Raw genomic sequence first — 12,797 nt, forward strand, 5'->3', positions numbered from 1 at the left:
CTACTCGTTGCTCCGAAATCTCAGTCGTGGTGAAAAGCCCAGCCGCCGCGATCCTGACTGGTAGAGCTTCTGCAATGCGCCTCGCATCTCGGCCTTCTCTGATGGGGTCACCGCCCCTGCGGCGAAGGCCGCAAGCAGCCACACGGCTATGAATATTGATGAGCAAACCACGAGAGTTATGAAAGGATGCCAGCCGGCGAACGCGAGCCTGACCGCGAACGCGGCCACGCCGGCGACTGCTGCCGCCCCTACCGTTCTCAAGACTGGCGCAAACCGCCGCACGTCCGCCGGTGACATGCTCAGTCTTCGCGCGATTGCCAATAACAGTATCGCGAGATCCAGTGTCTGAACTATGACCACCGCCGTGATAGCTCCTACCAGCCCTGCTGCGTGTATGCCGACGTATAGGGCCGCGGCGCCGACCGGGATCATGGCCAATGAGAGTTTCAGACGGAAGTACTTCAGGTTGTCGAAAGAGCGAAGGATCGAGGTCGGCACACAGATGTATAAGAGAATGTTCAATAGGTTGATCGCGAAGATAGGCGCGGCGGCTACATAGTTCTTGGTAAACAATGTGGTAATGAACTCCTGCCTCACAACAAACAGGAGCACGTACACTGGAACAAAGAAGAGAGCAAGCTTGCGAACGGCGGAGGCCCACAGCTCGATGATGCCCTGGTAGTCGGCGTTTGCTTCGCGCCGGGCGACCTCGGGCAACAGCACGCTGATGACCGAATCCAGCAGCATGCCGAGCAACGGCAACTGGAAGCACCCAACCGCGTAGATCGCAAACTGGTCGGGATCAAAATAATGCGAAACGAAATAGTTGTGCAGATCGGCCTGCATGCCGTAGGCGAGTCCGCCGATCCCGAATGGAAGCGCGTTGGCCAGTTGAGCCTTGAACAGGGGCCAATCAAACGTGCCCCAGAACCGCCCGAAGCGCTTGTGCAGATACCAAACCATGATCAAACACTGAAGCGCTCCCTGTACTACCGCAGCTACAACGACCGCGTGAACGCTTCCAAACAACAGCGCGGCTCCCATCATCAGCCCGCTTTTGGCGAGCTGTATGACGATGATGAACAAGCTAGCCGAGCGAATGTCGTTGTCGGCAACCGCGACTACCTCGAGCACGGTCGAAAGCAACCACAGCAGTATCGCCACTCCAAGCAAGGGAACGTGGGGGACCAGACCGTCGCCCTTGAAGATGACCGTGACCCAACCGGGATACACTGCGAAAAAGAGAGCTACCACCGAGCCGATCACCGCGTAGAAGGCCAACACGTTGAAAGCGATTTGCGGCTTCTTATCCGGGTTGCGCGGCAAGAAATACAGGACGCTCATATTGACCCCGAGGCCGGCGAGCGCGAGCACGGTCAGCATGATCTGGAAGACTTGCTTGTACAGACCGAACTCCGACTGATTCAACGTGCGCACCAGCACTAGCGGCAGCGGGATCGTCATTGCGAACGCGAAGACCCTCGCGGCCGCCAACAACGCCGCCCGCTTAGTCAACCCGTTTCGCCCGGCTGTTGATTCGTTTACAGCCATAGATTTCTCGATTGCTCCACGGCCAGCGCTCCTCCACCGAGGTGCGTCACCATGTGTCTGAACTGTTCAAACCCGCATGTGTTCTTAACGAAGTGCGCGAGGTCGTGCTCGGTGTGAATGCGCTTTAGCGCGAGCGGATTGCTGCGCCCGTTGTTCAAGCCGTAGTCTGCCGTGACTGCGCACTTGTAGCCTGCACGCACCGCTTCCTGTTGCACCGTGGCGTCGTGATCGCCGTTGGGATAGCCCAGCAGTTCTACCTTGTGACCAAGCGCCGACTCGAGCCGGGAGCGTGACTCGCACAGTTCGTAGCGGAGCCGGTCCCTGCTTATTTTGGTCAGTATCGGATGAGTGACGGTATGCGATCCAATCTCGATTCCGTTTGAATCCATCTCGCGCACCTGCTCCCAGGTGAGCGGAAGAAACTCAGCGGGGGGCGCGTCCGGAAGCGGCACGTCGAGCGATGCGGCGATCCGTCGAATCGCGTCGTCTTTCGCTTCATCGGCAATTCGCTTCAGCTCGGCGTTGACTCGCTGGGCGCCCTTACGCCGTGAGATTCGGCCTTCGAGCTCGATTCGCAGCGACTGCTGGTCGATGTTGGCTTCGAGCAGCGAGCTTGCCGCCCTCGACGTGAGGTATCGAACCTTGTCGGTCCACAGCCACGTTGCCTGATCAACGAAGTCCGTAACCACGAAGGCGGTCGCGGGTATCTTGCGCTCGCGAAGAATTGGGTAGGCGATGTCGAAGCTGTCCCGGTAACCGTCGTCTATCGTGATGACGGCGAGGCCGGGCGGTACAGGGACGCCGCTCGTAACGTAGCCGGCCAACACGGACAGCGGAACTATCCGATAGTGATCGGCCAGGTAGTCCAGTTGCTCGGTGAAGCAGCGAACGGAAGTCGATACGCCATCCTCAGCCTCGCTGAAGCGATGGTACATCAGTATCAGCGCCTTGCCGCGATTGGCCCTGCGGAATGGCGCGAACACACCCGCGCTGTGCATCAGACTTACTAGTGCGTCCTTCATCGAATATCTGTACCCGTTCACGAGTGCGGTCTCTCTCGGCTTTCCCTGCCCAGAAACTCGCTTTGACAAACGCGGCGATCAAACGTGCTTGCGAAGGCTGTCAGCTCCTTACTAATCGGCACGATTGATCACGACGCCGAGAATGTCATCTTGAGCGAAAGGCGCCAATGCCTTTGCCATCTGCGCGGAACTGGTTTGACCCGCGCGGACAACCATCAGCGTTGAGTCAGTGAAACGCACCAGCAGGCTCGAATCCCCTCCAGTAGCAAGCGGCGATGAGTCGAAGAGTATAAAGTCGTGATCGGCGTCGAATGACTGGAGCATCTTCCAAAAGCCCGGCGCGGCCAACAGCTCCGCCGGATTGTCGACCGGTCGAATTGTTGGCAACACATTGAAGCCGTAAGGACGAATCGTGATCGCCGCCGCGCCTGGGGGCATTGCGCGGTCGAACGCTTCGTAGAGGCCAATCTCCGGGTTGAGCCCGAGCAGGCGCACAACGGACGGATTGAGCAAATCACAATCTACAACCAGGACTCGCTGCCGGGCGCGAGCGAGCGCGCAAGCCAGATTCAGGGTGACGCACGTACGGCCTTCGCCCTCTTGCGCCGATGCTACAAGCACCCGCTTGAGTCCGCGTTCGGCTGCTTTGGAAATCAAAGACAGGGCGAGCCTGTTGTATTCCTGCGTGGCGCGCGGATCGTAGTTAAAGAACGCAACGAGGTGTGGATCGACGCGCTCGGGGATAAGGGTGACCTCGCGCACCGGCCGCGCCGGCTCTCGCGGCGCAAGCGCGGCGTTCGCAGGGCCACGCTTGGCCTGGTCCTTTGCGACTATCGTGGCGGTCGCGCCCAACGAATAGCGCATGAAGTGAAACTTTTCGGGAGCGGGCTCGGACTGGCCGTCTTGCCCCTCCTCCACTTCGTCAAATAGATCGAGCTCGTCGCTTGCGTTCTGTGCCCTACTTAGCGCTTCGTGTACTTTTCCCATCGACCTCACCTTTCAACCAGGTGGAAGTTCAGAGTTCAACCTTTAGGTTGCTCAGTTTCCTCGTTCGAGATCAGGCAAGCTGAAGCTTGAACTCTAAGCATCCAGGTGGAAGTTCAGAGTTCAACCTTTAGGTTGCTTAGTTTCCTCGTTCGAGATCAGGCAAGCTGAAGCTTGAACTCTGAACATCAGACGACTCCTACTTGCTTCCCAGAATCTGAAATATCTTCGTGGCGTCGAGCAGCAACGCCAGGATTGGAACTGCCGCAGCGCCCAGCACCAGGTACGCGAGCCGGCGCGCGAAGAGTTGACGGGCGCTGCGTCCACGCTCGGAAACGGTCAACGTTTCCGGAATCAACGCGACAACCGGCACTCCCAGAAAATAGTTCACGTCGCGCTCGTCGTAGATCATCGACAGCTTTCGTGCTTCTACTATCGCCGCTCCGATCACGCCAATCACCAGGGCGAGCAGCGCCGCCACCATCATGAGTCTGGACCTGATCGGTCCGGCAGGCGATTGCGGAAGGTTGGGCTGGTCCACCATCTGGAAGAACGGTGTGGCTGGCCCCGCGGTCGAGGGCTGAAATTGGCGAAGCGCATCCTCCCTCCTCAGCAGAGCGGTATAGCGTTCGCGCAAACCTTCGGCTCCAAAGTCGCCTGATACGCCACTCAGGCCAGGGTCCGCCATTGACACTGCCGGGGCGGGGGTGTACGAAGGGGCAATGGAACTCGAGGGAAGGCTGGAGGCCGCGCGCTGTTTGCGATCGATCTCGCGTCTGACTACCTCGAGCTCCGTCTCCATCCGCGACAATTCACGCTGCAGGTTACGAAGCTCGAGCGCTGCAGGCGAAGCCGAGGTCGCCCGGGCCTGCTCACCAACTGCGCTGGCCTGAGCTATCCGCTGATTGATTTCGGCAAGCTGCTCGCGAGCCTGCACCAGTCTAGGGTATTTGTCCGTGAACTTGGAAGAGTAATCTTGAATCTGGCCTTCTAGTTCCGCTTTGCGTCTGAGAAGCGCGCCATACGAGCTTGACGCTCGCGTGTCGTCAGCGGGAGGAGGAGAGGTCCTCACGATTTCCTGCTGCTGATTGACCAGACGTTTCTGGCCGGTGATCTGCGCGTCGAGCGCGAACTGACGATCCTTGAGTGTTTCAAGCGTTGACGCTATCGCGTTGCGTTCGGTGCGCTGACGCTCAAACGCACCCGCGGCGCGGCTCGCGGCGGTGCTTCGATAGGCGTTTGCGATGCGCTGCGTGCCGGCGTGGCCGAGCTTTGCCTCGATGCCGTCGATCTCGGTTCTGATTCTCTGCGCTTCTTCAGCGGCTTGCTGCTCGAGCGTCTTATTGGCTTGATCGAAGAGCGCAACCAGGTCAGTGACCACCTGTTGGGCGGTGACGGCATCGGGGTGACGATAGGAGATGGTGAACGACTCGGGGAACCCTTGCGCATCACTGCGGAATTTCGTTTCGAGCTTGATCTCTTTTTGAAATTGCTGGACGGTGGCGTCCATCTTCGTAACCGGGGCGTAAAGGTTGTAGCGCTGTATCAGGGTCTCGAGGTTCGAGCGGCTGGTTATCTGTTCGGTCACCGCTGCTACCTGAGCCCCGTTTGCCGCCTGACGGTCATATATCGCGCCGGAAACAACTGTAAGCGCGCGTGACTCGTAGACCTTGGGTATGCCTATCACGACAGCCGCAGCCGCCGTCAACACTATCCCTGCTATAAACGCGATTAACGATTTTCGCCGCCAGAGTATCTGTAGGCATTCCGCAAAACCTCTAGGTCTGAAGCTTCCCATATTTACCTCATCAAGTGCCTGGTTGATCGAGCGCAATTTAGACAAGCGCACTCTGATCGTCTCACGATTGGTAAATTCGTAATTGCAGGGATTTTCCATAGGGCTGACAGCGCATTATCGAGCGCCCATCGATGTGGAAATCTTGGGCTTAAAGCAATTTACGTACAGTATGGAAAGGCTTGATGCTGCAATGATCGATGGCCCGTGCGTAACCACATACACCGGCTTGAGAGCTTCGGTGTTGACCGATGAGCTGGACTTCGAACTTCTCGCCCCAGAGTGGGACTGGTTGCTCGAACAAAGCGATCAGCGCGTCTTCTTTCTGCGATCTGCGTGGAACCGGCTCTGGTGGCGCCTGTTGAGGCCGCCTGACAGCCAGCTCTTCATAATTACCTGCCGAGATGAACAGGGCGCGTTGTTCGGTCTCGCCCCCTTTTACTTGCGGCAAAGACGGACCGCCGGCATCCCCCATCTGAGGGAGCTGTTGTTTCTGGGCACCGGCGTTTATGCGCAAACGAGCGAGTACCTGGACGTCGTGGCGCGGCATGGCTTTGAGCGGCAAGTCGCTGAGGCTATCGTTGAATGCCTTGAACGCAGCAACGACTGGGACCGCCTCTGTCTGAAAGAAATTCCAGCGTCTTCGGCCATACTCGTTCATCTGGTGGCCGGACTGGGCGAGGATACTAAGATCGAGGTCTGCAATCGCTCCTATTACATCGACACCACCGTCGACTGGGAAACGTTTGTGCGCGGCTTGAGAAACTCGGCGCGTCACAACGTCCTTCGCCGCACCCGTAGACTATTGAGCTTGCATGATTGCAGCCTGAGGCTAGTCGAAACGGCCGACGAGCTCGGGCCTGCAATGGACGCGCTTGTGCGGCTACATCAAGCGCGCTGGCAATCCAAGGGCGAGCCGGGGACCTTTGCCTTGCCCGGCGTCGAAGAGTTTTTGAAGGAAGCGATGCGCATAAGCCTTAGCGAGCGGCGGCTCGGACTCACGACTCTTGAAGTGGATGGAGCGATCGCCGCCGTTCGGCTCGATTTCTTGGACAACCACGTCGCCCATGCGTTTCAGGCGGGATTTGATCCAGCTTATGCCAACGACGGGCTTGGTAGTGTGATGAATGGTCTGTGCATCGGAGCGTATCTGGAAGACGACAGCGTGCATGAATATGACCTGATGGGCGGGAACGCCCAATACAAAGAAGCCTGGACAAAGGACTACAACGAGAGTGTCTGCCTGACTTCGGTTCGCGCCGGCACTCGCTGGAAAGCGCATAAGAGCATCGAGAGGGCGAAGCTGATCGGTAAGTCTCTGCTGCGTGCTACAATCCCTGAGCCTCTACGAATTGCCGGTCACCGGCTGATTACTCAACGGCACTACAAATGAAATGCACAGACAAACCTCTCCCGAATCCCATTCACGCGGCATAGAACTTCGATGCAAGAGTTTGAAATAAGCCCGGCGAGCCACAACGACCGGGAGCAAGTAATCCAGCTAATGGGGAAGATATATCCGGGCGATATGGCCGCCCGCTACGACTGGCTGTACACGGATAATCCACATGGCCGCGCGCTGTCGTGGCTAGCGATAGAACGTGCGAGCGGCGAGGCTGTCGGGTGCACTTCGATATTCCCTCGAAAGGTGATGGTCCTGGGACGCGAGCGCGTGGGTGGAATTGGCGGCGACTGCTTCATCGAACCGCGAGTCAGAAGGCAAGGGCTTGCCACAGCCTTGCACGCGGTGAGCTTTGCCCAGATGCGCGAGCGCGGGGTCGATTTCATGTATGGCCCGCCGACGCGGAACAACCTGGGCGCGCTGGTCAAAGCAGGATCGCATCTGGTGACAAACTACAAGCGATGGGTGCGCCCGCTGACCAGCCGGGGAGCATACCGGGCTGCCTTCTCGCGGATGCCGACGAAAGGGCAAGCGAATCTGGCAAACATACCTATTAGGGTGCTCGACCGCCTGACCAGGTCGAACGCGAGAGGATACACGCTCGAAGAGATCAATGACTTTGGCGACTTTGGCGCCGAGTTCGACGTCATGTTTCAGCGAGCGTCAACCGCACATCCAGTTGCCTGTCGCCGCGATTGTAGCTACCTGGCGTGGCGATACCTGGCCGCGCCTGCTCGTAGTCAGACCCCGCTTGCCGTAAGACAAAACGGCCGGCTCGAGGGGTTTGTCGCGATTGAGCGAGCAGGCGAGTTCGCCGCAATAGCCGACCTGTTCAGCGCGCCCGATGCGAAGCTGATGGATGCAATCCTGCAGCTTGCAATAGAAAATGCCGCGGCGGCCGGTTGTTCGAGCATCGAGATAAGCCTGACCCAGGACAGCGCTCTCGCGCGCAGGGTTCGCCGTCACGGGTTCATTGGCCGAGAGGAACGCGGGTTTCAAGTGGCGGTAGCGGATGAGGACCCGCAGCGAGACGTGCTGCTAAAAGCGCAGTCCTGGCATTTCACCGAAGCGGATCAGGATATGGACAGGGTGTTCGTCAGCCCGCCTTCGAGTAATGAGAGTGAGTTTTGAGTACCAAATCAATCCGGAGTTATAACCAACCCTTTCCATGACACACACCGCACTTCACGATTCCCGAACCATGGCAATTGTTACATTGCACAGTCTTGGTGGTCATCCAGCCTTCGCTTAAACGACCTTTGCCTTCACAACGAGGACATCTTCTCGATCCCTTTCCACTACATGAATTACATTGTCCCATACTCTTTCCTCCTTTTGAGTGAAACCCACCTCTCTGAGATTCGCCTTCAGCAGTCATCTGAGAACAAAGAAGGCCAATATCAACGCGAGCACTGAGATAATTAGAACGCTTAGCAGCGAAGAACAACCACCGCCCGCTTTTGCATTCGCCGGGCTACTGAATGTGGCGCTTGATTGCGGTGGCGAAGCTGAAGGTTGCGATATTGTTGGGGCGTTCCGCCCAGCCTGTTCGAGAATCAATTCCATTACCATCTGCATGGTTTCATCAATGGGCGGCGCGTTCTTCAAGACCCACTCCGCGTGGTCCGCAGCCTCTTGCTTATCCCTTGTGTCGCTACAGAGTGTTGCCAGCCGGTTATGCACCTTGGCTAACATAACCTTGTGATCTGGGTTCGCCTCGTCCAGCTTACGAAGCACGCTTGTAAGCATTTCAACTGCCTCCGCCTTCTGGCCCTGCCTTGCAAGATCAAATGCGAATTCAATCATTTCGGGGAGTATCACATCTTGCATCAGAGGGTCGCTTGCTATGTTGTGAACCGCAGAGGACAGGGGGAACTGCCTATCGATGTCATCGATTGTACTTTTATTAACCGAATTGAAGAGTCGCAGAGTTTCTTCCCAAAGATGCTTTATGTTTGCTGTGGCATCTTGATGAGAAGGTGAAGTAGCTCTCGAACCCTTCTGCTGGTCTATGCCATGCAGCTTCAATAGACATACACCATATTGATAAGCCACGAACGCTTTGAATGCTCGGTCTTGCGCTTCCTCCTCTAGAATTGAGTCGAACGCTCTTTGGTAGTGTTTTGCTGCTTCCTCTCTATTTCCCCCCTGAAGGGCCTCAATAGCGTGGTTAAAGCTCTCTAGCGCTGCTTGTCTCGCCGCATTACTGTCGGTCGTCATCGTTGTCCTCCTATCAACCTGAAAGGTGAGATTTGGCATCATTGCGACTACCGCAGCCTTCACCCATCAGTAATTGTTTTAGGTAGCACTTCAGAAATATGCCTGACGGTCGCGGGCATATACATCTTTATGCCTCCTGCGATTCGATCCTACGGGCACAGTCACCAGAGAAAGTTCCTTACTCCTTGTGGGAAATCCCACTCCATCGTGAAAAGGGGACTCATCATGAAATTAACCATGAGTCCGGTTACTTCATCTTTATCCTCACTCGCCGGGTCTAAGTAAGCTCGGGTTTCCAAGAATAAGCAGAAGTTACCTTCCATCTCTCTACCGGAAAAAAAGAACTCGGTTCCCATAACACCACCAAAATTCTTAGACAGTATGTGTGGCAATGCATTAGGGTCGGTCACTATCCCACAGAGACAACGATACAGGACTTCGGCAACATCCTTGCCGTTAGGTTCGGTCTCCATTTTAAGAAACATTCTCCTACTGGAAGGGGCATCGCGAAGCTGCAACTCAAACGAATCCGTTCCTGCGGGAATGATTGTCGTGTTGCAGCCGTCTCCGAATTCCTGCAATGCGGAAACAAAATCAGTCTTGTTCATGAGATTCCTCCTTTGTCAGATCGTTGGGTGACGTGATCTATTGCCTAACACCAGCGATCACGCGGCACGCGCGACACCTGCAAGCTGAAAGGGCACACGTGCTACTAGGAAACCAAGGTCGTCGCGCTCGCGTCATCGTTGTGCGCGCGATGCAGTCATCGTTTTCTTATACTCGGCTTCTTAAGTGTTGGATAACGTAACGAAGAATCACACGCGAAGAGCGTTTTAGGATCCTCGATCGGGAAACGATGCTAGCTAAAGATGGAGATACCCGATAATACACATCAACGAAAAACGCCCCTGCCGTCGAATTGAGAAGGGTATCGTCTCTAAACTTCCTCAAGAAGAAGACTTCGGGAGCTTCAGCACTCTCAAAGGCCGCCGTTGCGATGAAGCACATCCCCTTTTGCTTAGCAACAGTCTTGTTGACTGCGTTCTCAGTTGCACATTGCGAACAAGTCCAGTTACTGAATCCCTTTTCGCATTGGGTACAGAATAGTCCGACAGTTCCATCAGTTGATTTTCCCGGTTCATAAGTTGTTGAGTCGCAGTTGGAGCAAGGCGACAGGGGAACGACGTTTCCACACTTGATACATTTTAGTGCGATCTCCCCGACATGATACTTGTGAAGCACCCGTCCAGATACTTCCATCTCAATCCTTATGTGAGACGCTACGGGAATGTCATATTCCCACTTACTGGGGTCTAGGTTCATTGGAATCTCCTTTCAGATTCGGCCATTGCAAAATACCTTCAGCCAACCGCGGCAAGCGGGCGCAGTCCCGCCGAGGGTCGAGCTGGCACTAGCCTGAGAACGTCTCATTCTCCGCGATTTCGCAAAGAGTCCTCGCCAACCTATAGGTTGTACGTGAGCGTTTCTATATCATCGCGGTCGTTTCTCAGAGTGATGACTGAGAAACGTGAGTTATGTTAACAACCGGCGGGCGGCATAATATCTCGGGGCGATATGAAAAGCAACAGGCGAGATTCAGTTGGAAGAGTAATGTATCAGTCAGTTTATTTCGGGGTTGCGACTCACAAGACTATTCGTGCGCCTGGCAGCGCGGAATGCATAGAATTTGGCGGAGTCAATTAGACGTGATTGACCGTAGGGCCTTGGATTGATTGCTCGCTTACGCAGATAGTTGTTCACTTTGTAAACGATCTCTCTGCGCTCAGACTCAAGCGTTCTGAACGTAATGCTGAAAGAGATCGAAACCTCGTCGCCGTTCTTTACCCAGTGAGGCCAGTTCAAAGGGAAGTGCAGACCATCGCCGGGGCGCAGATCGAACACGAAGGCCTTTTCCTGATATTCATCTTTGAAAGGACTATTGAACGGTGCTCCGCAGAGGTACTTCTCCAAGGCTTCTTCCGAGACTATCGAGCGGTCGGCAACGTCAAAGAGGCTCGCAGTCTTCGTTCCACGAATCTGAAGGAGGAAGTTATGTTCGGGGTCCGCGTGAAACGGAGTTACGCTTCCCGGCGAGCTTATGAAGACGAAGCCCTCACGTCTGAACATACCCGGACCGACTCGCTCGCATAATGGTTGAATCTCATCCAAACATTGATTCAACAGATCGCGATATGCGGGATCCTGCTCGACAAACCTTATCACCATCCACGAACCACACTGCTCTATCTGCCGAATCGTTTCTTCGATGGATAACTCTGTTTTCGGGGCTGTATAAAGCTGTTGTCCGGCTGGCACATCTCCGCGGTTGTACCTGATGTTGCCCTCGGGCAGCCTCTTTGAAAGCTCGATTAGACTCGGAAGTGTGAGGAGCGGATGATCGACCAGGTGATGAGAGATAGTGAAGGGGCGGCGATCAAAGCGCGCGCGAAAAACGTCCTCATCGAGAGACAACAGATTTCGCTCGGATAGACTCGACAACGCAACGCCGGCGCCTGGCGAACCGCTTGCTGAACTCGCTCTTGATTTCATTCTAGCCTCTAGCTGCAATGCCCCTGATCTTCCGATTGAGCGACCTCATCAGAGGCAACGCCGAAATCGCAAGCTCCCCGGTCCTCCTGCCTGTTGGGACCAACACGCTCTCAATGGCCCTGCGATCGGGCCACAGACGATCAATCATTGGGTGGCCGGGGACGGCGCAGGAGTCCATCCATTCCACGCGCCGTTCGGCGTGAAAGCGGCTGATATTCTCAAGCTCTAACAGCACTCCCGGCGAGTACTGCGAATAATTCTCGTCGAAGGCGATCTTGAACGCGAACGATCCGGGCGCTGCAATCAGATTGCATTTCATTGCCAGGGGCTTGCCGTCCAGCCGAAGCGCCAGCATCATCAGCCGCCCCCTTTCGAAGGCCGCCTTTACGATCGTCAGAAAATAACTTCTGTTCACATCTTTGCAAGCGAAAGCCCCGCCGTCGTGACCCTTCCAGCCGCCCGCTTCCAACTCGAGAAACTCTTTCGTCCAGCTATCCAGGTTCCCATCGAGTTCGAGCGAGTTAAATTCGAGATAACCTTGTTCGGAAAGGCGTCGTCTCTTTCGCCTGAGATCCTTTCTGTGCTCGCGGCTCATCGCGGCGCGCAGGTACTGGTCGGCGTTCTCTTTCGGTCGAAGAAGAGCGCGAGCATGAGCCTCACTCACCAGGCTCGCGGACCCACGCGCGATCAGACACTCGCTCAGAAGTTCATGGAAAGGTCCCTCGCCGGAGACGAGATTGAAATCCATCAGCGTACATTCGCGCTCGGAGGCGAGCCAATCGAGAAAAGCATCCATGCATTCGCGGGCGAAAGAAGTTCTGATTAGCGGCGTGCAAAGAGGGCTATAGATATGCCGCCATAAGCTGAGCGCTGCGACTGGAAGCTTCTTGTAGCGCGTCTTTTTCTCAACAGGAAAAACGCCGCATAGTAGGGGCTCGCCTTGATCGAGCGCGAAGACGAGGACAACCCTGACGTTCGACCCGGTTGTGAAGGATTTGAGCGCGGGGATCAGCATCCACGGCTCGTAGAAAGGGTTTTGCTCCAAGGCGTGGTCCGCAAGATCCTCCCATGCATGAATGTAGTCGTGCAGCTTGTTGAAGTCCTCTACCACGACAACGGATGTCCGCCCGGCGAGCGCCGCAGAAGTGTCTTCAGAAAAAATTGGCTTGGGTTGCATCATCACTCTAGCGCTACCGCCCGCGCGGTCTTCACTTCATGCCTTAAATAAATGTCAATTAGCCCCCCACTTCCTGAAATGGGGGGCCTCTCGGGT

The 12,797-nt window shown here is 55.8% G+C and carries 10 protein-coding genes; 2 read left to right on the top strand and 8 right to left on the bottom strand.

Annotated elements, in window-relative coordinates; all coding sequences use genetic code 11:
- The 4 genes from AABO57_15880 to AABO57_15895 all read right to left on the bottom strand — a co-directional run bounded on the left by AABO57_15880 (position 1) and on the right by AABO57_15895 (position 5,355).
- Entirely contained in the window at positions 1–1,551 is a 1,551-nt protein-coding gene (locus AABO57_15880) for an oligosaccharide flippase family protein (protein ID MEK6287220.1), read from the bottom strand.
- Positions 1,542–2,573: a polysaccharide deacetylase family protein gene (locus tag AABO57_15885; GenBank protein MEK6287221.1), complete on the bottom strand. Its 1,032-nt coding sequence runs from the start codon at positions 2,571–2,573 to the stop codon at positions 1,542–1,544. The genes AABO57_15880 and AABO57_15885 overlap by 10 nt, the downstream gene beginning before the upstream one ends.
- A 111-nt stretch (positions 2,574–2,684) precedes the next feature.
- Positions 2,685–3,560, bottom strand: a complete 876-nt coding sequence (locus tag AABO57_15890) for a CpsD/CapB family tyrosine-protein kinase (protein ID MEK6287222.1) — start codon at positions 3,558–3,560, stop codon at positions 2,685–2,687.
- A gap of 196 nt (positions 3,561–3,756) precedes the next feature.
- Positions 3,757–5,355 carry a Wzz/FepE/Etk N-terminal domain-containing protein gene (locus tag AABO57_15895; protein ID MEK6287223.1) on the bottom strand — a complete coding sequence of 533 codons (1,599 nt, stop codon included), beginning with the start codon at positions 5,353–5,355 and terminating at the stop codon, positions 3,757–3,759.
- A 169-nt stretch (positions 5,356–5,524) separates the two neighbouring features.
- On the opposite strand from AABO57_15895, the gene AABO57_15900 reads away from it, so the two are divergent.
- Entirely contained in the window at positions 5,525–6,745 is a 1,221-nt protein-coding gene (locus AABO57_15900) for a GNAT family N-acetyltransferase (protein ID MEK6287224.1), read from the top strand.
- A gap of 51 nt (positions 6,746–6,796) precedes the next feature.
- Complete coding sequence (locus AABO57_15905) at positions 6,797–7,885, top strand: GNAT family N-acetyltransferase (GenBank protein MEK6287225.1); 1,089 nt, start codon at positions 6,797–6,799, stop codon at positions 7,883–7,885.
- Positions 7,886–8,128: 243 nt separating this feature from the next.
- On the opposite strand, the gene AABO57_15910 is transcribed toward AABO57_15905, so the two are convergent.
- The 4 genes from AABO57_15910 to AABO57_15925 all read right to left on the bottom strand — a co-directional run bounded on the left by AABO57_15910 (position 8,129) and on the right by AABO57_15925 (position 12,701).
- Positions 8,129–8,974, bottom strand: a complete 846-nt coding sequence (locus AABO57_15910; GenBank protein ID MEK6287226.1) for a hypothetical protein — start codon at positions 8,972–8,974, stop codon at positions 8,129–8,131.
- A gap of 161 nt (positions 8,975–9,135) precedes the next feature.
- Positions 9,136–9,582 (bottom strand): hypothetical protein, encoded by a 447-nt coding sequence (locus AABO57_15915; GenBank protein MEK6287227.1) that lies wholly within the window; start codon positions 9,580–9,582, stop codon positions 9,136–9,138.
- A gap of 1,012 nt (positions 9,583–10,594) precedes the next feature.
- The gene (locus AABO57_15920) at positions 10,595–11,524 is read right to left on the bottom strand and encodes a cupin-like domain-containing protein (GenBank protein MEK6287228.1); all 930 of its coding nucleotides are present in this window, start codon (positions 11,522–11,524) and stop codon (positions 10,595–10,597) included.
- A 1-nt stretch (position 11,525) separates the two neighbouring features.
- Positions 11,526–12,701, bottom strand: coding sequence for a GNAT family N-acetyltransferase (locus AABO57_15925; protein ID MEK6287229.1), 1,176 nt, complete (start codon positions 12,699–12,701; stop codon positions 11,526–11,528).
- Positions 12,702–12,797 lie beyond the last annotated feature (96 nt).

The organism is Acidobacteriota bacterium (assembly GCA_038040445.1).
In the GTDB taxonomy this organism is placed as follows: Bacteria; Acidobacteriota; Blastocatellia; order UBA7656; family UBA7656; genus Onstottus_A; species Onstottus_A frigus.